Here is a 22963-nt window from a genome sequence, read left to right as displayed (position 1 = left end):
AGGAGAGGTATCGGCAGGCACGCATTCATTATCTGATTCATCGCTAGCGGTTGTCCGCAAGCAGAACGGTGACCGGCACGTCATCGGAAGCGGGTCGTTGACCGAGACTCCTGATCTGCGCGTTCCCGTTTGACCCGTCCGGTGATGATTGTGCTTTCGGGGCGTCAATCGGGACACCCCGAACGATCAGGATCACGCCGCCCGCTCCGGTTAGTGGCGATTCGGTGAACCGATTGAAATGGGGCTCTATTGCTGTGATCGTGGGTGAATTCCGGTCCTGGTGAGGGCGCACGCCGTTGTCCTAGTAGCGTTCTGGCTTGTCTAGGGTCAGTCGGCTACATGTGTGGAGAACGGCGTGCGCGAAGCCAGGATATGGCGTCAGGTGTTGGGTGTCGAAAAGACGGTGATCGAGCACGTCGATTTTGACGAATCGGCCGCGGCGGTGATTGTCGCGGTCCGGCCGCAGGCCCGGGCCCGGTCCCGGGGCGGGGTGTGCGGTCGGCGCAGCCCCGGCTACGACGGCGGTGCCGGGCGGCGGCGATGGCGCGGCCCGGACTGCGGCCTGGTCCGCACCTTTATCGAGGCCGACGCCCCACGGGTGTCCTGCCGCGAACACGGGGTCACGGTGGCCGCGGTGCCCTGGGCCCGGCACACCTACTCGTTCGACCAGACGGTGGCGTGGCTGGCCACGCACACCTCGAAGGCCGCGACGTGCGAGGTGATGCGCACCGCGTGGCGCACGGTCGGGGCGATCGTGGACCGGGTGTGGGCCGACACCGCACCCGCCCGGGACCCGCTGGCCGGGCTGCGTCGGATCGGGATCGACGAGATCTCCTATAAGAAGGGCCACAAGTATCTGACGGTCGTCGTCGACCACGACTCCGGTCGGCTGGTGTGGGCCGCCCCCGGCCGGGACGCGGCCACCCTGTCCGGGTTCTTCGACCGGCTCGGGCCCGAACGCTGCGCGAAAATCACCCACGTCACCTCGGACGCGGCCGGGTGGATCGGATCGGTGGTGGCCCGGTACTGCCCGGATGCGATCCGCTGCGCGGACCCGTTCCACGTGGTCGCCTGGGCCACCGAAGCCCTCGACGCGGTCCGCCGGGCCGCGTGGAATCGGGCCCGGGCCACCGAGAACGCCTCCCGCGGCGGCGGTGGGAAACCACGCCGCCGCCCGAAGGCCGGACCAGCTCGAACGGTGAAACGCAGCCGGTGGGCGTTGCTGAAGAACCCGGACACCCTCACCGTCGGGCAGCAGGCGACGCTGCGGTGGATCGAACTGCACGATCCCGTGCTGCACCGCGCCTACCTACTCAAGGAAACCTTGCGGTTGACCTTCCAACTCCCGGCCGAGAACGCCGCCACCGAACTCGATCGATGGATCGGCTGGGCGAGACGGTCCCGGATCCCGGCCTTTGTCGCGTTGCAGAAAAGCATCCGCGCCCACAAACCCGCCATCCTCGCCGCCATCGAACACGGCCTGTCGAACGGGCGCATCGAATCGGTCAACACCAAAATCCGCCTCATCACCCGACGCGGATTCGGGTTCCACACCCCCGAGGCCGTCATCGCACTCGCGATGCTCAGCCTCGGAGGCGCTCGACCACAACTACCCGGCCGAACCCACCCACGAATGAGTCAGTAGCGACGTTGTCCCTGGCGGGACGCCCATTCAGGACTGAAAATGATCTCGTGGTCGCCTGTCGACGCCGTGGCTCTCTAGTTCTTCGAGACTGTTCAGTAGCGGGGCGCGGGGATCACGCCGTGGGCCCTTCAGTGTTGCCATTCGATCACCGAGCACGAGGATCAGATTCTTAAGCCTTTCCCTCCTGTGACCCCCACGGGCGACCACCTGTGACACGTCGATACGCCGAGGATAGGAGCAGAAGATGCTGACAGAATCCCGCGACGAGGAACAAATCATCGCCAGGGTCGCGGCACTCGACATCGGCAAGGCGGAACTGGTGTGCTGCGTCCGGGTCCCGGGGAAGGGCGCATCCACTCCGCGACTACAGGAGGTGACCACCCATTCCACGATGACCCGGGCGCTGACCGAGCTGGCCAACCACCTGGTCGACCTCGGGATCGAACGCGTGGTGATGGAAGCAACGTCTGATTATTGGAAACCAGTCTTCTACCTCTTGGAGGCACACGGACTCGACCCGTGGCTGGTCAACGCCCGCGACGTTAAACACCTACCGGGTCGACCGAAGACCGATGTGCTCGATGCGGTGTGGCTGTGCAAGGTCGCCGAACGGCAGATGCTGCGCCCGAGCTTCGTGCCCCCGCGCCCGATCCGGCAGCTGCGGGATCTGACCCGCTACCGCAGCACTCTTCTCGCCGCCCGCACAGCGGAGAACAACCGGATCGAGAAACTCCTCGAGGACGCCCCGTTGACTGAACTACGGAGGGTGTTTTCCGTGTTCGGCGGACTGATCCCAGGGTGTGTGGTTACGGTTCGGCCTCGTGACTGGAGAAACGGGTATGCCGCGGGATCTGGAGTCGTTGATTGTGCCGCGGCTGGGGTCGGTCGTGGCCACTGGCGAGGTGTTCGAGCCGTATCGGCTCCTTGACCCCGGTGGCGGCGTCGTCGGACCGGTCGCGGCATTCTTGCGGGAACTGCAGGCGTGCGGTCGCTCGGAGAGCACGCTGCGGTCCTACGGTCTGGACCTGCTGCGCTGGTTCCGGTTTGTGTGGGCGATCGAGATCGGGTGGGAGCGCGCGACTGCGGTCGAGGCCCGTGATTTCTGCTGCTGGATTCAATTGGTCGACAAGCCATCCGGTGTGTCGTCACGGAGTCGAGGCGACGATGAGCTGTCGGCGTCGGCCGCGCGGGGACGGACGCCGGTCCCGAACCCGGTGACCGGCAAGCCCGCGCCTGGCGACAGGTACGCGGCGGCGACCGTGGCGCACTGCGAGACGGTGTTGCGCGGTTTCTACGAGTTCCACCTCGAGGCCGGCAGTGGGCCGATGGTCAATCCGTTCCCGCTGGCACGGCACCGCCGGGCCGGGCGGGCGAATGCGCATCACAACCCGATGGACGCGTTCACGGCCGAACGTCGTGGCCGGTTTCGACCGAGGGTGCCCTCGCGGGTGCCGCGCCAGATCCCGGACGAGATATTTGACGAGCTGTTCGCCCGGCTGGGGTCGCATCGGGATCGGGCGCTGGTGGCGTTCTGGGTCTCGACCGGGGCTCGGGCCTCGGAGCTGTTGGGGGCCACGGTCGCCGACGTCGACCCGGGGCAACAGCTGATCACCGTGATCCGGAAGGGCAGCCGGGCGTTGCAGCAGTTGCCCGCCTCGTCGGACGCGTTCGTGTGGCTGCGGCTGTATCAGGTGCAGCTGACCGGTCTGGTGCCGGCCGGTCGGGATCAGCCGTTGTGGTGGACTTTACGGAAGCCGTTGCGCGCGTTGAACTATCATGCGGCTCGGGCGATGTTCACCCGGGCCAACGAGTCGTTGGGATCGAACTGGACGCTGCACGATCTTCGGCACACGGCAGCCTATCGGATGGCCCGCGACCCACAGATGACGCTGACCGACGTGCAGTGGGTCCTTGGACACGCCCACCTGTCCACCACCCAGCTTTACACCAATGCCCCGGTCGAGGACATGATCGCCGAGGTACTGGCCCACCACGACCGGCGTGCGGCCGGGCCCACCGCGCCACCGGACGGCAGCGGCGAGCGGCTGAGCTACCGCCCCGAATCACTGCGGGTGCTGTTCGGGGGACCGGACCGGTGAGCGCCGCCGCGCAGGTGGGCGGAGTCTCGCACGCAGGGTTGTATCAGGGAGCCCGGCCCGAAGCCCGGACCGAGGCGGGGTCGTCGAGTGTGCTGGCGTCGCTGCGCCGGTTCCCGCCCCGCCCGCTGCCGGACAGCTGGCCGGAAACCGTGCAACCCCGGCAGCTGATCGTGGCTCGGCTGCTGACCGAGCCGTTCACCACGGTCTCGGCGGGCCTGCAGCCCGGGCGGCGCCGCGGTCTGACTCGGGTACTCGACTGGCTCGAGCACCAGCCCGGCGACAGCTGGCAGGACCGGTGGCTCGCCTCGGGCGCCGACGCCGAGGGCAACATGGCCTGGCGGCGGCTGCCCGCCACCGACCGGTCCCGGGCGGACACCGAACACGGCCGGCTCGCGGTGGCCCGGGGCATGTCGCTGCTGGTCTGCGGCGACGTGATCCGTCCGAGCCTGGGTTGGCTGATGACACCGAGCACCCCCAGGGATCTGGCCGCCGAGTTCGCCCGCAGCCGCGACGCGGCCGGGTTCGAGAAACTGGCCGCCCTGTGCCGAGGCGCGGGCGTCAACACGCACACCGCTCAGCTCGCGATGCGGCGGATCGCGGCCATCCTGGCCGCCAAGGGAGGGCGGGTCGACGACATCACCGTCGGCGACTGTCTGGAGCTGCTGCGGGTCGTCGAGGACCAGCAGGCCGGAGCGGCGGCCGGCAGCCCGTACTTCTATCAGCTGCTGCGCGCCGCCGGTGTGCTCGGCGATGGCGCGCCGACGGCGAGGGGCCTGCGGACGCAGGGCCAGCTCAGCTGCGAGCAGCTGATCGACCGCTACGGCATCGACTGCGCGCCGGTGCGTGATCTGCTGGTGGACTACCTGCGTGAACGCCAGCCGGCCCTGGACTACGCCAGCTTGCACAAGCTCTCCTACACCCTGGGCCGTCTGTTCTGGCGGGACCTGGAGATCCACCACCCCGGCATCGCGTCGCTGCGCCTGCCCGCCGAGGTCGCGACCGCCTGGAAGCAGCGCATCGCGACCAAAACGGTCCGTCGGACGATCGACGGACAGCTCACCGCGTGCACCGAGCCGCGGATCAATGCCGCCGACCATTTGATGACGGTGCGCGCCTTCTACCTCGACCTGAGCCAATGGGCCGCCGAAGACCCGTCCCGATGGGGACCGTGGGTGGCGCCGTGCCCGATCCGCGACACCGACGCGGCCGCGCAGAAGAAGAAGCGCTCGCACCGCAAGTCCCGGATGGATCAGCGCACCCGCGAACGCCTGCCCGTGATGCCCGTGCTGGTCGACACCGTCACCAAGGCTCACCACGACGCCGTCGAGCGGCTACAGGCGGCACAGGACACCGAGCCGGGCGCGCTGTTCACGGCCGCGGGTCAGACGCTGCGCCGCTCGGTCACCAGCCACGCCACGGCCGGGAAGACCTGGGCCGAAGACCCGGACACAGGCAAGCGCAGTGATCTCACTCACGAAGAACACCAAGCATTTTGGACGTGGAGTGCCGTCGAGGTGCTTCGACACACCGGCGTCCGCATCGAAGAGCTCACCGAACTGTCGCACCACAGCCTGATCCACTACAGAGTGCCCGCCACCGGCGAACTCGTTCCGCTGCTGCAGATCGCGCCGTCCAAGACCGACACCGAACGGCTGCTGGTGATCAGCCCGGAACTGGCCGACGTGCTCTCGGCGATCATCACCCGCGTCCGGGACGACACCGGCGCCGTCCCCCTCGTGGTCGCCTACGACTACCACGAACGAGTCTGGAACCCACCGATGCCGCTGCTGTTCCAGCGCCGTCTCGGTGGTGAGCCCCGGCCCATCACCGGGCACGCGATCCGCACGCTGATCGCCGCCGCCCTTGCCGGCACCGGACTCACCGACGTCAGCGGAGAGCCGCTGCGGTTCGTGCCCCACGACTTCCGCCGGATCCTGATCACTGACGCGATCATGCACGGAATGCCGCCGCATATAGCCCAACTCGTCGCCGGACATCGCGATATCAATGTCACCATGGGCTACAAAGCCGTCTACCCCGAAGAAGTCATCAACAGCCACCGCGCCTTCATCGCCCGACGCCGGGCCCTGCGGCCCAGCGAGGAATACCGCACACCGACCGACGAGGAGTGGGAGGAGTTCCTCGGACACTTCGAACGACGCCGGGTCGCCCTCGGCACCTGCGCACGCTCCTACGCGACACCATGCATCCACGAACACAGCTGCATCCGCTGCCCGCTCCTGCGCCCCGACCCGGACCAGCGGACCAGACTGATCCAGATCCGCGACAATCTCCTCGATCGCATCGCCGAGGCCCACCGCGAACGCTGGCTCGGCGAGGTCGACGGGCTCAACGTCAGCCTCGAAGCCACCCGCAACAAGCTCGCCCAACTCGACACCCTCACCGCTCGGCGCCGCCCCGTCCACATCGGCATGCCCGCCGCCCCCACCTGACAACGAAGACCGCCGCTCAACAGCACAAGTCAAGATCATTTAGTTCAGAGAAGCCTGCATAAAACTCTCCGTCGTCGCCTCCGACATCTTCGGAGTCTCCGGACGGGAGATGATGGATGCCCTGATAGACGGGCAAAACGACCCGAAGGTGTTGGCGCAGATGGCGCGGGCCCGGATGCGGACAAAGATCGCCTGCCTCGAGGAGGCCCTCGACGGGCACTTCGATCACCACCACGCGTTCCTGCTCACCCGGATGCTGGGCCGGATCGATACCCTCGATGCCGACATCACGGCGGTCGACGAACAGATCGAGGCGCACCTGGCCCCTTTCGCGGCGGCGGCGGCCCGGCTCGATGAGATCCCCGGGATCGGCCCGGTGGTTGCCGCGACCATCATCGCCGAGGTCGGGGTCGACATGTCGAGGTTCCCCACCGCCGGACACCTGTGTTCCTGGGCGAAATTCTCCCCCGGCATCAACTCCTCGGCCGGAAAGACCAAGGGCAACGGTTCCTCCGGGCATGGCAACCGGTACCTGGCCGCAGCCCTCGGTGAGGCCGCCGTGATGACCCGCAGGACCGACACCTTCCTCGGTGCCCGCTACCGCCGGCTGGCGAAACGGGGAAAGAAACGCGCCATCGTCGCCGTCGGTCGCTCCATCCTGGTCGTCGTCTGGCACCTGCTCTCCGACGAACAGGTCACCTTCCACGACCTCGGTTCCGATCACTACACCCGCCACATCCACCCGGACACCAAGAAACACAGTCACATTCGGCAACTCGAAGCGCTCGGCTACACCGTCACCCTCGCCCCGGCAGCCTGATTCGAACCAGCACTGATCCGAACCTCGTGAGACCACCTCACTGCGGGCATCACAACGCGTGTCCCGACCGCACGCACCTCACCCCATTTTCGGATCAGAGCCTGAAATGGCGCGCCGCAGCACGATGGCGGATCCGCCACGGCTCGCCACCCGCCGTGAGATTCCGCCTCGGGATTCGAGACCCGCCGCGCAGCCACATCGAATGCAATCTCAGCCATTGGCCAAGTGGCCACTGAGTGGCCCTCCGATCTGAGATTTGGCCACGAGTCTCAAGACCCTACAGGTTGTACCTGACGTGTCTACCTGGGCCACCACCACAACAGGCCCATGCCGTCCAGCCAGTAGATCCACTGGTAGATGTCCGGATGGATGAAGTAGTTCCAGTCCATTACTTATTCACCTCGATCCAGTCCACGAGCTGTTGTTGGCCACCTTCGGTGTCCCCCAAGAGGATGCGGTGTCAGGACCCGCACGTCATCTCTCCATATTGATGTATCGACGGCACAACCTCACAGTTACCACCGACCTGGAACACCGGTAACGGCTGCGCCCCCAATCCTGGGGTTTGTGCTCGCGGTGCAATACGCAACAAAATGCGCCATCCACCCCAAGCCGTCCCCTCGGGATCTGCTGGTCGGATCGGCGAGCGCTCCGGGTCGGCCCCGGCGAACTCGGGCGGTCCTGAGGCCCTGGCCGGGGTCGGCGTTCTTTCGAGGGCATCGTCTTCGGGGTGGATCCTTCTAGTCGGATTATCCACCAGCGTCCGGCTCGGCGGGGCTCAGCAGTTGTCGCACCCACCGCGGGCGGCGCAGAACGGTATCGGTCGATCAGGGACAACGCTGCAACCGACTCACACCGAAATCTTGACCTGAGCTCTGGTGTCCTCCGGGCGTAGGGGTCGCGCGTGGAGGTCGGGAGGATGGACGAGTTCGCTGGGGTGTGCGGGTCTACTCGTGGGGTTGCGGGTGTTCGGCGAGTTCTCGGAGGCGGTCGCGCATCTCGTTCGGGTTGATGTCGGCGAGGTGGGTGAGGATTCGGGTGCCGGTGCAGGTGGTGTCGGCGAGGAGGGCGAGTAGGAGGTGTTCGGTGTCGATGGTGTCGTGTCCGATTAGGGAGGCTTCGCGCAGGCTTTGGGCGAGGGCCTTCTTCAGTGTCGGGGTGAAGGGGGGCCCGGCACATTCGCTGTCGGTGTTCGGGTAGGCGGGGATCTCGTCGAGGGCGCTGTCGATGTGGGGGCCGGTGATCCCCCAGGAGGTGAGGGTGGCACCGGTGGGGCCGCCGGCGGCGACGATGCCGGTGAGGAGGTGTTCGGTGCCGAGGTGGTTGTGGTGGTGGGTTCGGGCCGCGTCGGAGGCAAGCACGACGACGTGGCGTGCTTGGTCGCTGAATTTGTCGAACACCGTTGATCACTCCCTCGGCGAGTGCCCTGCGCGTGGGTGGAGAGCTGTCACCCTTCCAGTCTCCGTGTGGGGGCGCTGAGCCTGCAACGATGAGTCGCCTCGGTGAGGATGGTTCGGTGCTCGGTTGCGGCTCCGGGTGACTCGGTGCGCATGCAGGCGTGGGGCCGCGCAGTGCGGGGTACGTGGGATGGCACGGACCGGCGTCCACAGGTCCGGCGAAGAATCGCACCGGGCCACACCGGGAGCTGCGCTTCCACCTGGGGTAGTCGCGCCCCGCCGGGCTCGTGAAACGGTCCTCGCGGGCTGACCGGGTGCCGGACGTCTTGGGGCCGTGCCGCTCGCCGTTGCTTCCGATGTGCGGCACCGGGCCTGGTTGATCGACCGCATATCACCGCGGGGTGTCATGGGGGTGCCGGCGAGAGTCGGGTCGGGCGTCGTTCGCTTTCGGACGGGGATCGGATCAGTCCTTGTCTGTTATGTGGGTCGGCTACCGTGGGCGTTTGTGACAGCAGGCAGTGCGGGGCGTGCTCGCAAGATGACGCCGAGCCCTGAGTTTGGGCTCGACTTCGCTCGGGAATGGGTCGAGTTCCTCGATCCCGACAACGCCGAGCACCTCATCGCCGCGGACATGACGTGGCTTCTCTCGCGCTGGACCTGCGTGTTCGGCACCCCGGGCTGCCAGGGCATCGTCGCGGGCCGACCCGACGACGGCTGCTGCTCGCACGGCGCGTTCTTCACCGGCGAGGAGGATGTCGCGAGGTTGCGCGAGTCGGTGAAGCTGCTCAGGCCCGAGGGCTGGCAGTTCATGAAGCAGGGTCTCGGGATGAAGGGGTACATCGAGGAGGCGAGCTCGACGACGAGCCGGCGCTGCGTACCCGCCGCTACCGGGGCGGGTGCATCTTCCTCAACCGCCCTGGATTCGCGGGTGGCATCGGGTGCGCACTGCGTGCGATGGCCCTCAGGCGTGGCATCGAGCCCCTCGAGGTGAAGCCGGGCAGCTGCCGAAACCACTGCAACACGAGCTAATTGACCATACTTCATGGGGTTCTCCTATGAGCCGACCCGTCGGCTCGATGCGTACGGAAATGGTGCTGCGAATGTGCTGCGTGAAGTCGCAGCAGAGTGACGTGCGTACGTCAGACGGACGACTATACGCAAGACGGTCATGGCGCTAGGGATGCCGTGCACCACTGTCAACCCGCACTATGGGCGGCCCTACACCCCTTGTGGGGAAGACGCCAGCGCGCCCGTTCGCCCCGATCATGAACGGGGCGAACGGGCGTCACATGCTGGAGAGCGGTGTCGGGGGTGCGGGGTCAACGAACTTTCTGCGCACGGTGCCGGAGATGCTGAACACCACTGACCGCGAGGGCGGTGGCCAACACCAGATACAGAGTGATGGTGATGGGACTGTCGACGAGGATGCCGAGGCTGCCTTCGGACACCGCCAGCGCGCGCCGCAACTCCGTTTCTGCCATCGGCCCGAGGATCACCGCGATCAGGACCGGCGCCAGGGGAATGTTGTAGCGGCGCATGATGACACCGATCAGTCCGATGCCCACCAGCAACCACAGGTCGATGACGGACGAGCTGATGGCATAGATCCCGAGCATGGAGAACACGGTGATGCCGGCATAGAGGTAGTGCCGGGGGATCGTCAACAGTTTCGCCCAGACCCCGGCGAACGGCATATTGATCATGACCAGAATGACCAGACCGATGAAGAGGGACGCCAGCAGGGTCCAGACGAGGTCGCCGCTGCGCTCGAACAGCAGCGGGCCGGGCTGCATGCCGTATTGCTGGAAGGCGGCGAGCATGATGGCCGCCGTCGCCGAGGTCGGCAATCCCAGTGCCAACAGGGCGCCCATTGCAGTACCCGCGGTCGCGTTCGCGGCTGCCTCCGGAGCCGCCAGGCCCCGGATGGAACCGGTGGTGCCGAACTCGGTGTCGTTACTCCGCTTGGCCAGGTGCTTTTCGGTCCCGTAGGCCATGAAGGTAGGCACCTCGGAGCCGCCGGCAGGAATGAGACCGAAGGGCGCCCCGAACGCCGTGCCGCGCAGCCAGGCGGGCAGTGCCCGGCGGAAGTCGGCGAGGGTGAGCCGAGCCCTGCCGCCAGTCGGTGTCCTGGTTGCCACGGGGTCCCGGTGAATTCGGGTGCAGACGTAGAAGACCTCGCCGAGAGCGAGCAGGCCGACGGTGATGACGACAACCGAGATTCCGTCGAACAGTTGCGGCATACCGAGGGTGAAGCGGGCGGTACCACTCGGTCCGTCGATGCCGACCAGAGCGAGGGCGAGCCCGATTCCGAGGGCGGCCAGACCGCGGATGACCGATTCGGACACCACGGCTGAGATGGCGAGGAACGCGAAGATCGCCAACGCGAAGTACTCGGCCGGTCCGAAGACCGTGGCGAGGCGGACCAAGGTCGGGGCGAAGAACACCACCATCGTGGTGGCGATCATGCCGCCGATGAAAGCCCCGATGGCGGCGGTCGCCAGCGCCTTGGCGGCCCGGCCACTGCGAGCCATGCGATGTCCTTCGAATGTGGAGGCGATCGCCGAGGAATTGCCGGGGGTGTTGAGAAGGATCCCGGAGGTGGAGTCCCCGAAGAGGCCGCCGAAGTAGATGCCGGCGAACATGATGAACGCAGCGGTCGGTTCCAGGGAAAAGGTCACCGGCAACAGCAAGGCGACGGCCATCGACGAGCCGAGGCCGGGCAGGACGCCCACGGCCGTGCCCAGTAGCGCTCCGATCAGCACCCACAGCAGATTCATCGGAGTCAGGGCCTGCGCGAAGCCCTCGAACAGCAACGGAAGCTGATCCATCAGAACATCCCTCCCACGAACCCGGACGGCAGCGGTAATCCCAGACCGGCACTGAATGCGAGCTGGATGACGGACGAGAACAACAGCGCGACACCGACGTCGAACACCGGGCGCGTACTGCCCAGGGCCCGGGCAACCACCCAGAACAGCAAGGCGGCGCAGAGGATCCAGCCCACCGGGTTGAGCAGGACGATGAACACGATGGCGGCAGCGAGAACCTGCGCGAGGGTGCGCCAGTCCGAGTACGTCTTCCAACGCGGCGACATCGGTGCGGGGCGGGCGTCGGTGCGCTCGTCGCCGACGTCACCGAGGTCGCGGAGCATCTCGGCGGAGAAGTCGCCGTGTCCGGGATGCGGTTCGGTATCGGGCACGCGGGGATGCCGCAGGATATCGATGGCCAGCGCGGTCGCTGTCCCGTACAGCACGGCGCAGACGATGATCGGGAAGAACTGCGGGCCCGGGACGGCGGTGCCGAGGACGTGCATGGAGACGGTGCCGATGGTGAAGCAGACGGCCAGCACGTAGAGCAGTGCGACGACCACGAACTCGCTGCGACCGGTCCAGAATCGTCGTCGCTGCGAAGCGCTGGTCGACGGGACGGCGTGGCTGTGGATGATACTCATCGTCCGAGTTCCTCGATGATGTCTTGGGCTCGTGCGACCTCGAGTTCGATGAACTGCGCGAACTCGGTGTCGGTCGAGAAGGTGTCGGTCCAGTTGTTGCGGTCGATGGCCTCCTGCCACTGCGGTGAGTCCCGCATCTCGGTGACGATGTCGACGAGTTCTCGTTTGGCCTCATCGGTGACGCCGGGGGCTGCAACGACGCCCAACCAGTTCGACATGGCCACATCCACGCCCTGTTCGCGGAACGTCGGCAGATCGATTCCGTCGATGCGCTCGGGTGCGGAGATGGCCAGGGCCCGCAGGGTGCCGGCTTCGATCTGGTCACTGACTTCGTTGTAGCCGGACACTCCGGCCGTGGTGACGTGGGAGAGCAGGGCGGACAATGCTTCTCCTCCTCCGGAATAGGGGATGTAGTTGACCTCTCGCGGATCGATGCCGGTCTGTTTGGCGAGCAGACCGCTCAGGAGATGGTCGATTGAGCCGAGGGAGCCACCACTGACCGAGGTTCCGCCGGGGTCGCGCCGCCACGCGGCGATGAAGTCGTCGAGGGTCTGAATCGGAGAGTCCGCGGGGACGACCAATGCCGCGTAATAGTCGGCCATGCGGGCGATCGGCACGACGTCGGCGAGGGACTCGGGATTGTCCGACAGTTCCACCGCGCCGACCATCACCCCGCCGGTGACCATCAGGGCATCCTCGCGTCCCGGGTTCTGGACGAATTGGCTCAATCCGATGGTGCCGCCCGCACCGGGAACATTGACGACCTGGGGATTGTTCACCGTTCCCTGACCGCGCAGTGCTTGCTGAGCCTCCCGTGCGAAGCCGTCCCACCCGCCGCCGGGAGCCGCGGGGGCAACCAGGGTGAGTTTGCTGCGTGCGGTGGCCGTTCCTCCCGAGGAGGCGGCGTTGACGAAGGCCAGCACGGTGACTGCGGCGACCAGGAGGCCGAACAGAACGGTAGGGAGCGGCTTCATGGCGGGTCCTCTCCCCGGACGCGTTCGAGGTCGGCGGTGCTCATCGGTCGGCGACGTGCGTGCAGCGCGCGGCATGGCTAGCGACCGGTGAAGTACAGGCGGCGGGCGAAGTCGGCGACCGCTTCGCTCATCGCGGCGGGCTGCTCGGGCGCCAGTGCATGCCCGGCGTCGGGGATGACCGAGACGGTGACGCGCTCGCCGAGCATTGGTTTGAAGATGTCGGGCACGACGACCGCGTCGAACTGGGCTTGCAGGTCGAGCATAGGGACCGTGCCACCGGCGAAGTAGGCGTCGACCGGGGTCACGTTGCGTGCGTGTGCCTGTGCGCGGTGGGTCTCGGGGAACCACCCGGTCAGCCACGGACGGGGGTCGTGGCCGGGGGCGAAGAACGCTTGCTGAAGGTAGCGGAGGCGCTGTGCTTCCGGCAGCGACAGATCGCCGGCCCCGTCGATGGCCTCACGCAACCTGCCGTAGGGCTTCTCGGTGGACTCGGGAGGCAGCTTGCCGGCCGACGCCGCGGCCATGACCAGCCCGCGCACCAGCTCCGGCCGGTCCTGAGCCAACATTCGCGCCGGCTGGCTGCCCCAGGCGTGCCCGACCACGACCGCGGGCCCGGCCTGCTCGTGGTCGAGAACAGCCGCCACATCCGCCGTGAAGGCGTGCATATCGAGGTGGTCCATCGGCCCCTTGCTCGCACCGATCCCGCGTGGCTGGGGGCGCAGAACCCGGAAACCGGCAGCGGTGAGGCGGGGAGCGACGTCGTCGTAGTCCTCGGCTGCGCGACCGAGGGACGGCAGGATGACGATCACGGGACCGCGGCCCTGGCTCAGGGTTTCGATCTGAACATCGTTGTAGGCGAAGATCGTTCGTTCCACCTCCGCCGAGGTGCCGGGGGCCGGGGCAGGTGATGCCGTCGAGGGCGCGGTCGCTGCGCCACGCAGCGGGCCGGGGGGTAGGTCACTCGGGTTCACAGGGTTCCCTTCATGCCGAATCGGCAGGTATCGAGTTCTGAGGTGGGGAGGGGAGAGATGTCCGGAACCCACACGCCAGACGAGGGCGAAGCGGGCTCACCGCCCGCTGAAATGTTCGACAGACGTACATCCGTACGGCTGTCGATACGCTAAACGTGCTCCACGACACTGTCAACACCTCACCGTGACTGCCATCACTGTACGTTGACCTGCTCCATTCGACCTTGAGTGCTGTGGTCGACGCCCGAGCGGGTGTTGACAGAGATTCACGCCACTCCGTATCGTCGTGAACGTCTTACGTACAAATGTACGTCCTGCGAACAAATGGACTTCGATATGTCTGACTCGACCCCCGCGGCACCCGCGAAACGCCCGTCGCTCTTGCGCAAGGCCTTCACCACCCACCTGTACGTCACCGTCCTGGTCTCGATCGTCCTGGGCGCGGTGGTCGGGCTGATCTGGCCGAACGTGGGTACCGCCCTGCAACCGCTCGGTGACGGCTGGATCTCGTTGATCCGCATGCTCATCGGCCCGGTGGTCTTCTGCGCGATCGTGACCGGCATCGCCTCGGCCGGCCAGCTCGCCGGAGTCGGTCGCATCGGCCTCAAGGCACTCGTCTACTTCGAGGTCGTCACGACGATCGCGCTGATCGTCGGCCTCGTCGTGGTGGACGTGATCAAACCCGGCGCCGGCGTCAACGCCGACCCGGACGACCTGGCGATCACCGGATCGGCGGAGAAATACATCTCCACCGCCGAGAACACGCACTGGTACTCGTTCCTGATCAACATCATTCCCGACACCGTGGTCAGCGCCTTCACCGGACACAGCATCCTGCAGGTGCTGCTCGTCGCACTGCTGTTCGCGATCTCCCTGCGTGCGGTCGGCACCCCCGCGGCACCGGTGGTCAAGGGAATCAATATCGTCGGCGACATCTTCTTCGACATGGTCCGGCTGGTGCTGTACTTGGCACCGATCGGCGCCTTCGGTGCAATGGCCTACGCCACCGGTGCCTACGGCTGGTCCACCCTGCAGAGCCTGGCCTCGCTGGTCGTGACGTTCTGGGTCACCGGAATCCTGTTCTGCCTGACCGTCTTCGGCATCATCTGCCGGATGGCCGGCATCCGGGTGCTGCGCCTGTACGGCTACTTCAAGCCCGAGATCCTGGTGACCCTGGGAACGTCGAACTACGAGGCCGTCATGCCGCAGCTGATGGAAAAACTCATCAAGATCGGCTGCCCGCCCCGCATCGTCAACCTGGTAGTTCCCGCCGGATACGCCTTCAACTCCGACGGCGTCTGCCTCTACCTCGGGTTCTCCTCCCTGTTCCTGGCCCAGGCCTTCGGCATCGACATGAGCTTGACCCAGCAACTCGCCCTGCTCGCCGTTTTCCTCATCACCTCCAAGGGCGCGGCCGGGGTGGCCGGCGCAGGATTCGTCATCCTCGCCGCGACCTTGCCCACCACCGGGGTCATTCCGGTCGCCGGCATCATGCTCATCCTCGGCGTCGACCGGTTCATGTCCACCATGCGCGGCCTGGTCAGCCTGTCCGGGCAGATGCTCGGCAGCATCGTCGTCAGCCGCTGGGAAAAGCAGTTCGATCCCACCTACGCCACCGAGGTCATGAAAGGGCACACCACCCCGACCGTGATCGACGCCGAACCGACTGTCGCCCCCAAAGAATTCGCCGCGAAATAACGCGCCGACCCGCCAGAACACCGATCGACCAAAGGACGAATAATCGTGGCAAGAGTCGTACCCGCGACGGGTACCGGAGAAGTCGCCGACCGAGTGCGCGCTCGCCGCGGCGGCCACCTCACCCCGCTCGACGAGGCGCTGCTGCACAGCGAGCCCTTCGCCGACGGCTGGAACACCCTGCTCGGCGCGGTCCGCAGCAACATGGACCTGCCGGGCGAGTTGCGGGAGCTGGCGATCTGCCGGGTTGCCGACCTCAACAGCGCCGAGTACGAGTGGCGCGCCCACGCCCCGCTGGCACTGCGTGAGGGCATGTCCGCAGAACAGGTCGCAGCCCTACGGGACGGCGCCGACTCCACGCCGCTCACCCCGCGGCAGCTGCTGGTCCGCGACTACACCGATGCGATGACTCGGACGGTGTCGGTTGACGACGAACTGAGCAACCGACTGCACTCGGAACTGGGCACCCAGCAGTTCGTCGAACTCACCGGAACCATCGCCGCTTACAACATGGTGTCGAGGTTCCTCGTCGCCCTCCACGTCGGACAGCAACGACAGACCGAAGAAAGTGAAGTAACAGCATGAGTGCACGCCTGCAGGGCAAGGTCGCGATCGTCACCGGAGCCGGAAGCGTCGGCCCGGGCTGGGGCAACGGCCGGGCAGCGGCCGTCCGCTTCGCCGAAGAGGGCGCACGCGTCTTCGCCGTCGACCTCAACCGCGACGCCCTCGACGAAACCGTCGCCCGCTTCGACGGGCCCGACGGTGCCATCGTCCCGTTCCAGTGCGACGTCACCGACACCGACGCGGTGCGCACAATGGTCGACGAATGCCGTGGCACGCTCGGAGCCATCGACGTCCTGGTCAACAACGTCGGCGGATCCCGCGCCGGGGGACCGGTGGAGATGAGCGAGGAGGACTGGAACCGTCAGCTCGAATTCAACCTCACCACCACCTTTCTGACCTGTAAGCATGTGCTCCCGCACATGAAGGAGGCCGGGTCGGGCGCCATCGTCAACACCGCCTCCACCTCCGGTATCCGCTGGACCGGCGCCGCCCAGTCCGCCTACGCGGCCTCGAAGGCCGGCATCATCGCCTTCACCCGTTCGATCGCCGTGCAGCACGCCCCGCTCGGCATCCGCGCGAACACCGTCGTTCCCGGCCAGCTGCACACCCCGATGGTCGAGGTCCGGCTCGCGGGCCAGCGGACCGGGGGAGACGTCGACAAATTGCTCGAGCAGCGCGTGGCCCGGATCCCGCTCGGTTTCATGGGTGACGGCCGCGACACCGCGAACGTCGCGCTGTTCCTCGCCTCCGACGAGGCACGGTTCATCACCGCCACCGAGATCGTCGTCGACGGCGGCATGTCCGCCCGCTGCGACTGACGACCCGCCCGTCGCCCGACAGGAGATCCCATGACCCTCGGACCCGAACCCACCATCCCTGGACCACTCGTACACCCCACACCGCCGTCCTTCCGGCCCCCGCCGGGATCGTGTGACAGCCACTGCCACGTCTTCGGCCCGGCCGCGACGTTCCCCTTCGCCCCGGACCGCACCTTCACCCCACCCGACGTCCCCGAAGCCGCACTGGCACGGTTGCACCGGACGCTCGGGATAGACCGTGCGGTCATCGTCCAATCCGCCTCGCACGGACGAGATCAGGCGGTTCTGATCGATGCGCTGCGTACCGGCGGCGGCCGCTACCGCGGTGTCGTCCTGATCGGACTCGACACCCCGCGCAGCGAACTCGACCGACTACACGCCGAGGGTGTGCGCGGGATCCGGCTGCAGTTCATGCCGCACCTCGGGGCGGCACCGACGGACGAGGAGATTCTGCGGTACGCCGACCTGGTCGAGCCGCTCGGCTGGCACGTCGAGATTCACGTCGCGGGCACCGGAGCCGTCGACCGCTTCGGTGTCATCACCAAGATCCCCACCCGCGTGGTGATCGACCACCTCGGCCGGGTGGACTTGAACGACGGCCTCGACAGCCCGCCCGTGCAGGCACTGCGACGACTGCTCGACACCGGCACCGTCTGGCTGAAACTGAGCGGCACCTACCGAGTCACCCTCACCGGCGCGCCCTATGACGACGCCAACGCGCTCGCCGCATCCCTGGCGGCGCACGCCCCCGAGCGCGTCGTGTGGGGGGACCGACTTCCCCCACCCCAACCTCTACGGCCCGATGCCCGACGACGGGATCCTCCTCGACGGCATCCCGGACATCGTTCCCGACGAGAGAAACCGACACAAACTCCTGGTCGCCAACCCGACGGAATTGTTCGACTTCTCCTGACCGCCAGCACCGTCTGAAATAGGTACGGGCGCAGATCCTTTGCCGGGTCTGCGCCCGTATTGATGTGTCAGCCCGAGGCGGTGTGATGCCGCGAAAAGCGGCTGTGACTCGAGATGGTCTCCGCAGTACGGAGCAACTGCGGAACCACCTCCTCTTCCAGAGACTGCACCGTCACCCGTGCCGCATTGGCAGAGACGTTCAGCGCCATGATCGGGCGGCCCTGATGATCGTGCACGGGCACGGCCGCCGACCGCACCCCTTCCTCCCGCTCGCCGTCGATGATCGCGAAACCTTGCTTGCGGACCCGGGCCAATTCCTCACGCAGCTCGTCCGGATCGCAAATCGTTGTGGGCGTCAATCGTCGGAGTTCGGTGCTCGCGAGATACTCGTCCAGCGCCTGCGGCGACAACGAGGCCAACAGCACCCGGCCCAACGACGTGGGATACGCCGGCAGCCGGGCTCCCACGGTCAACGTGATCGTCATCGACCGGGCCGCCGGAACGCGGGCCACGTACACGATATCGGGAGCGTCCAGGACCGCCAAAGACACCGACTCCCGCACCGAATCGGCAAGATCGCGCATGTAGGGCATCGCGTGATCCCACACCGGCGTCGACGACAGGTAGGCGTACCCGAGTCGCATCATTTGCGGCGTCAGCACGAAGGTCTTGTTCTCCGCGGGTGATGCGAAGCCCAGTCGCACCAACGTGAGTAGGATCCGCCGCACCGTGGGGCGGGTCAGCCCGGTCAGCGCGGACGCCTCCGAAATGGTCAGGGCGGGATGCTCGGCGCTGAACGCCTCGATCACTTGAAACGCCTTGCTGACCGACTCGATGTAGTCCGGATCGTCTCTCGGCATCTGCCTGTGCTCCTCCTCGCGTACGCACCCGGTCGTACGCCGCTGCAGTCTCTGAGCACGCTGGGCACGGCCGAAACCCATCCTAACGTCCTCTCGGCCAGTACCCCCGACGCAACGCTGCCACCTGCCCGATCCCCTGGGGATGTGGCAGGTGGCAGCTGGCAGGGGAAGTTCGTCAGCTCCGTGCAGGCACCGCCACGGACTCGGTGGCCGCGGACGCGCCCGCGGCCACCGGGATCCGCCGAACGAGAGCGTCGAGCGCAACCACGCCCGTGCCTGCGGCACCGATCGACAGCGGGTTCACCTCCGCCTCGAGGACGTCGGGATCGTCGATCGCCAGCCGGGACAGGCCGACGATGGTCTCCGTCAGGGCCGCGACGTCACCCTCGGGCAGACCCCGGTATCCGGTGACGACCGAGAGTCCCTTGACCTCGTCGATCATCTCCCGCGCCGTCGCGGCATCCACCGGCGCGAGCCGCACCGCCGAATCGGCGAAGATCTCGGCGAGCACGCCACCGGTCGACAGCACCACCATCGGCCCGACATCGGGCGAGACCCGGTATCCCACGAGAGCGTCGGCCAGACCCTTCGGCGCCATCTTCTGGACGAGCACTCGGTCGACCACCACGCCCGGGTCGTAGCCGGCGACGTTGGCCACGATCTCCCGGGCCGCGCGCCGCACTCCCTCGTCATCGGTGACCCCGAGGACCACGCCGCCGGCATCGCTCTTGTGCGGCACCTTGTCCGAGAGCACCTTCACGACCACCGGATAGGCGAACGGAAGCCCGAGGTCGCAGTCGAGTTCGTCGACCGACACCGCCACCGACGGCGCGAAGGCCACACCCTGGCGCGTCAGCAGATCCGCCGACACCTTTTCGTCGAGGACTTCGGTGTTCGCGGCCGCATCGACGGCGAAGCGAGCACCCTCACCGATGGTCGCCGACACGCGCGTGAACGCCGCCGCCACCACATCGGCGCACGACTCAGGAGTCCGGAACGCCGGGACTCCTGAACGATTGAGGAGTTCGGCGGCCTCGGGCGCCTCGGGCAACGCGAACGCCACCACCGGGACCTCGTGCCCCCCGCTCTCGGAAATCGCCTGCACGGCCAGTTCCGGGTTCAAACGGGCGGACGAACCGATGACGAAGACGATCAGGTCGAACTCACCGCTGTCCTGGAGCAACCGCAGCGCCGTGGTCACCACGTCGTGCCGGGCCCCGGCCAGGCCCAGGTCCGCAATCAAGCTGTGGGGGATGGGAGCCCCTGCCGCGTTCATGTCGGCGACCAGCTGCTCGCTCGGACCGGCGATCGTCATTCCCCGAATAGCCAACTGGTCCACCATGATCGCCGCACCGCCGCCTGTGGTGGTGACTACACCGATCCGGGGTGTCCGCGGCTGGTCGGCCGTCCCGACCCGCTTCAGCAGAGTCGGCGCCTCGACCAGCGACTCGAAGTTGTTCACGCGGGCGAAACCGCAGGCCCGGAAGAAGGCCTCCGACTCGCTGTCCTCACCCGCAAGCGCGCCGGTGTGTGACACCGAGAGTGCGGCAGCCTCTTCCGAGCGTCCCAGCTTATACACCGCAACCGGCTTACCGGCCTTCTGGGCGGCATGTGCGAACGACGCCAGGTCCTCGGAATGGCGCAGCGATTCGAGGAACAACGCATACGAGGTCACCCCAGGATCGTCGAGGGTGGCCTCGCAGATCGAACCCAACGACAGATCGGCCTCGCCACCGGTCGACACCAGGCCGGCGAACCCGATTCCCCGACCGCGAGCCCGGCTGACCAGAGACCCGATCACGCTGCCGGACTGCGATGCCACGAAGATGCCGCCCTGGGGGATGTCCGGTTCGCCGAACGCGGCGTTACCCGTGAGCATCACACCGTTGCGGGGATTGACCACGCCCAGGCTGCTCGGACCCACCACCCGCACGATGCCTTCCGCCGCCGCGGCACGCAGGCGATCTTCCCGTTCCTGCCCCTCCGAGCCTTCCTCGGCGAAACCGGACGAGAGCACCGTCGCCACAGCGACGCCGAGGCGGGCGCACTCGCGGACCGCCTCGATCGCGGCCTCCGCACCGGTCATGATGTACACGTGCTCGGGAACCTCCGGCAGCGAAGACAAACTCGGCCACGCCTTCACTCCCTGCACCGTCTCCCGCCGCGGATTGACGAAATAGGCCTGCCCCTCATATCCGGCCTGCGCCAGGAACTGTTGCGGTCGGGCCGTCGTCTTCGTCGGATCATCCGAGGCGCCCACAATGGCCACACTCTTGGGCGCGAGCAGCGGTCGCGCGATAGCCGTATCTGACTGCTTCTGCATATCTGTCAACTCCTGTGCAGCGAATAGTGCGAAAGGGGTCATGCACCCCAGGCCCGAAGCGGCTCAGCGACCGGATTCGGATTCGAAGTGCGCCGAATCACCGGCCTCCATGCCTTGTGACCATAGTTACATACTCTATAGAGTACTGTCTATGGAGACAGAAAGCAGCGTTCGACGAGCCGATGAGAAGCTGACGGGACCCACCGATTGCGTAGATGGCGACGACTCATCTATCCGCGGCATGGTGAATACGACCTCACTCGCCGCCCGACTGGCGCTGACTGCGGTCGCTGCGGATCGCTTCGTCGGACATCCACCAGACGGCTTCGAACAACGAGTATTCGGCGGGCATCTCCTGGCCCAGGCGCTTCTCGCGGCTACCGGCACGGTGGACGACAGCCGAATAACGAACTCGCTGCATGCATACTTCCTGCGTCCCGGACGGCCGGGGGAGTCCATCAACTATTCCGTCACCCGTATCAGGGACGGAAGATCTTTCTCGACCCGATCGGTCACCGCACACCAGGGAGCTCGGGAACTGATGACCTTCCAAGCATCCTTTACCGAGGCTCGCCCGCTGCAAGATGTGGTCTCCAAGTCCCCACCGCCGTCGCCCGATCCCGAATCGTTGTTGCCACTTCATCAGCGTCACCGGGACCCCTCGGTACCTCCGGACGGGATAAATTGGCCGACCCGCACCCGGTGGCGCACCGCATCCAGGCCGTTGGATGTGAGGTACATAGACGACGGTGACGATCCGGCGCTTCGGCGCTTCTGGTTCCGTGCCGAAGCGCTCAGGTCTACGGCATCACAAAATCTGCACCGGGCGATTGTGGCGTTTGCTTCCGATCGGTCGTTACTTCCTGTAATCGCAAATACACGTGGCGACCTTCGCCGTTCCGGCGAACAGAAGGTGGCAAGTGTGGACCACGCCTTGTGGTTTCACCAAGACGTGCACATAGGTGAATGGTTGTTGTACGTTCAGGACAGTCCACACAGCACCGCACACGGGCTAGGTACCGCACGCGGTCTGATCTACTCCGCCTCAGGGGATCTCGTCGCCACAGTCACCCAACAGGGATTTCGGCAGTGAGATGTCAATTCCAACCCGTCGTTGACAGGCCCTCGTCGACTATCGAATTCGAGGCCTCCCAATCGCACCGGCCCTCAGAAAATGATCTGTCCGATTCTCCTCGGAGACCGGATCTGCAGTCCGATCAGTACAGAATCGTCATCGAAGTGGCCCTCCTTGCGGGGCTATCGCGGTGAAGCCGGGGTCTGGTCGGTGTTCATCAGCCGATTGTTGGCGGGCGTTTCTTGAAGCGGTGGCCGAAGATGTCGATATTGCGTTGATTCAGAATCTCGCTCGACCCACTGGCGATCGTCACGTTGCGTGTGCGGGCGATGCAGGCGTACATCGATCCTGATCACACCCGAATGTCTGTGCCAACTGGATTCGCTTCACCCTTGGATCGGTGACGTACTTGGCGGTCAATTGTCGGCGTGGTGGTTGAGGATCTCGCTCTGTCGGAGGGCTGATAGCCGATTCTGCGGAACCGGTGCGTTTCGTCCTTGCGTCCGTTGGGGGTTCAGGCATGGCCTACCGCGTGGTGTAGTGCACCCCGCGACGTCGCCGAGTGCGAAACCTCTCTTGCCGACTGTGTTCGGTCGGATCCCGTGCTTGCACGCGCATACGCGCTGGTACGCGGCCTTGTCGGAGCACCTCATACGAGTCCGTACCGTCGTCGAGTGCAATCGCTCGCCGGGTCGCCGACCCACACCACCAGGCACGGCTTGTCGTAGTTCCCGGACCGATACCACTGAATGAGGTCTTGTTTCATCGCATCCATCTCGCGGTAGTAGTCCTCGGAGGCCTCACGGAACTCCCACGAACCGAAAACGCCCGCACAATGAGCGACCGGTACCGCGGAACAGGTTGCCGACCCTGGTGCGTGAGACCATCGTCGATGGAACCTTCCCC

Annotated in this window: 18 protein-coding genes and 1 pseudogene; 11 read left to right on the top strand and 8 right to left on the bottom strand. The window is 66.4% G+C overall.

The genetic code is table 11. From position 1 onward, the window contains the following. Positions 1-355 precede the first annotated feature (355 nt). The 5 genes from QM806_RS24585 (at position 356) to QM806_RS24565 (ending at position 7017) form a co-directional block, all read left to right on the top strand. Positions 356-1645, top strand: coding sequence for an ISL3 family transposase (locus QM806_RS24585; protein ID WP_283293140.1), 1290 nt, complete (start codon positions 356-358; stop codon positions 1643-1645). Between the two features lie 244 nt (positions 1646-1889). Further along, on the top strand, positions 1890-2573 hold the full coding sequence (locus QM806_RS24580; RefSeq protein ID WP_283293138.1) for an IS110 family transposase: 684 nt from the start codon (positions 1890-1892) through the stop codon (positions 2571-2573). Beyond that, entirely contained in the window at positions 2533-3744 is a 1212-nt protein-coding gene (locus QM806_RS24575; protein ID WP_283293136.1) for a tyrosine-type recombinase/integrase, read from the top strand. Before QM806_RS24580 ends, QM806_RS24575 begins: the two co-directional genes overlap by 41 nt. Beyond that, entirely contained in the window at positions 3741-6197 is a 2457-nt protein-coding gene (locus QM806_RS24570; RefSeq protein ID WP_283293134.1) for a tyrosine-type recombinase/integrase, read from the top strand. The genes QM806_RS24575 and QM806_RS24570 overlap by 4 nt, the downstream gene beginning before the upstream one ends. Positions 6198-6309: 112 nt before the next feature. Then, positions 6310-7017: an IS110 family RNA-guided transposase gene (locus QM806_RS24565; RefSeq protein WP_283293133.1), complete on the top strand. Its 708-nt coding sequence runs from the start codon at positions 6310-6312 to the stop codon at positions 7015-7017. 947 nt (positions 7018-7964) lie between these two features. Here the strand turns inward: QM806_RS24565 and QM806_RS24560 are convergent. Next, on the bottom strand, positions 7965-8417 hold the full coding sequence (locus tag QM806_RS24560) for a Clp protease N-terminal domain-containing protein (RefSeq protein WP_005560720.1): 453 nt from the start codon (positions 8415-8417) through the stop codon (positions 7965-7967). Positions 8418-8952: 535 nt separating this feature from the next. Between QM806_RS24560 and QM806_RS24555 the strand changes: the two are divergent. Then, positions 8953-9419 (top strand): annotated as a pseudogene (locus QM806_RS24555) (DUF3109 family protein); the annotation flags it as partial. Positions 9420-9733: 314 nt separating this feature from the next. On the opposite strand, the gene QM806_RS24550 reads toward QM806_RS24555, so the two are convergent. The 4 genes from QM806_RS24550 to QM806_RS24535 all read right to left on the bottom strand — a co-directional run bounded on the left by QM806_RS24550 (position 9734) and on the right by QM806_RS24535 (position 13810). Beyond that, entirely contained in the window at positions 9734-11242 is a 1509-nt protein-coding gene (locus QM806_RS24550; protein ID WP_005265083.1) for a tripartite tricarboxylate transporter permease, read from the bottom strand. Continuing rightward, positions 11242-11865: a tripartite tricarboxylate transporter TctB family protein gene (locus QM806_RS24545; protein WP_005265084.1), complete on the bottom strand. Its 624-nt coding sequence runs from the start codon at positions 11863-11865 to the stop codon at positions 11242-11244. The genes QM806_RS24550 and QM806_RS24545 overlap by 1 nt, the downstream gene beginning before the upstream one ends. Continuing rightward, complete coding sequence (locus QM806_RS24540; protein WP_054247661.1) at positions 11862-12839, bottom strand: Bug family tripartite tricarboxylate transporter substrate binding protein; 978 nt, start codon at positions 12837-12839, stop codon at positions 11862-11864. The genes QM806_RS24545 and QM806_RS24540 overlap by 4 nt, the downstream gene beginning before the upstream one ends. Before the next feature lie 77 nt (positions 12840-12916). Then, the gene (locus QM806_RS24535) at positions 12917-13810 is read right to left on the bottom strand and encodes an alpha/beta fold hydrolase (RefSeq protein WP_283293130.1); all 894 of its coding nucleotides are present in this window, start codon (positions 13808-13810) and stop codon (positions 12917-12919) included. A 336-nt stretch (positions 13811-14146) separates the two neighbouring features. On the opposite strand from QM806_RS24535, the gene QM806_RS24530 reads away from it, so the two are divergent. Genes QM806_RS24530 through QM806_RS24515 form a run of 4 tightly spaced genes read left to right on the top strand, consistent with a single transcriptional unit; the run spans position 14147 to position 17817 of the window. Further along, positions 14147-15508: a cation:dicarboxylate symporter family transporter gene (locus QM806_RS24530; protein WP_249343969.1), complete on the top strand. Its 1362-nt coding sequence runs from the start codon at positions 14147-14149 to the stop codon at positions 15506-15508. A gap of 45 nt (positions 15509-15553) precedes the next feature. Beyond that, positions 15554-16090, top strand: a complete 537-nt coding sequence (locus tag QM806_RS24525) for a carboxymuconolactone decarboxylase family protein (protein WP_043794065.1) — start codon at positions 15554-15556, stop codon at positions 16088-16090. Continuing rightward, the gene (locus QM806_RS24520) at positions 16087-16887 is read left to right on the top strand and encodes an SDR family NAD(P)-dependent oxidoreductase (protein ID WP_005574796.1); all 801 of its coding nucleotides are present in this window, start codon (positions 16087-16089) and stop codon (positions 16885-16887) included. Before QM806_RS24525 ends, QM806_RS24520 begins: the two co-directional genes overlap by 4 nt. A 30-nt stretch (positions 16888-16917) precedes the next feature. Further along, a complete protein-coding gene (locus QM806_RS24515) occupies positions 16918-17817 on the top strand; it encodes an amidohydrolase family protein (protein ID WP_283293127.1) in 900 nt (299 codons plus the stop codon). Between the two features lie 50 nt (positions 17818-17867). Here the strand turns inward: QM806_RS24515 and QM806_RS24510 are convergent, their stop codons facing one another. The 3 genes from QM806_RS24510 to QM806_RS24500 form a co-directional block, all read right to left on the bottom strand. Then, positions 17868-18659, bottom strand: a complete 792-nt coding sequence (locus tag QM806_RS24510; RefSeq protein ID WP_005242619.1) for an IclR family transcriptional regulator domain-containing protein — start codon at positions 18657-18659, stop codon at positions 17868-17870. A 175-nt stretch (positions 18660-18834) separates the two neighbouring features. After that, the gene (locus tag QM806_RS24505; protein WP_283293125.1) at positions 18835-20982 is read right to left on the bottom strand and encodes an acetate--CoA ligase family protein; all 2148 of its coding nucleotides are present in this window, start codon (positions 20980-20982) and stop codon (positions 18835-18837) included. A gap of 256 nt (positions 20983-21238) precedes the next feature. Beyond that, the gene (locus QM806_RS24500) at positions 21239-21403 is read right to left on the bottom strand and encodes a hypothetical protein (RefSeq protein ID WP_249343973.1); all 165 of its coding nucleotides are present in this window, start codon (positions 21401-21403) and stop codon (positions 21239-21241) included. Here QM806_RS24500 and QM806_RS24495 point away from each other — a divergent pair. After that, positions 21371-22075: an acyl-CoA thioesterase gene (locus QM806_RS24495; RefSeq protein ID WP_248949841.1), complete on the top strand. Its 705-nt coding sequence runs from the start codon at positions 21371-21373 to the stop codon at positions 22073-22075. The genes QM806_RS24500 and QM806_RS24495 overlap by 33 nt on opposite strands. Positions 22076-22963: the final 888 nt, after the last annotated feature.

It is taken from the genome of Rhodococcus sp. IEGM 1351 (assembly GCF_030056875.1).
Classification (GTDB): domain Bacteria; phylum Actinomycetota; class Actinomycetes; order Mycobacteriales; family Mycobacteriaceae; genus Rhodococcus_F; species Rhodococcus_F opacus.
The sequence above is the reverse complement of the archived record's forward strand: the minus strand, read 5'-3'. Positions and strand labels throughout refer to the sequence as shown.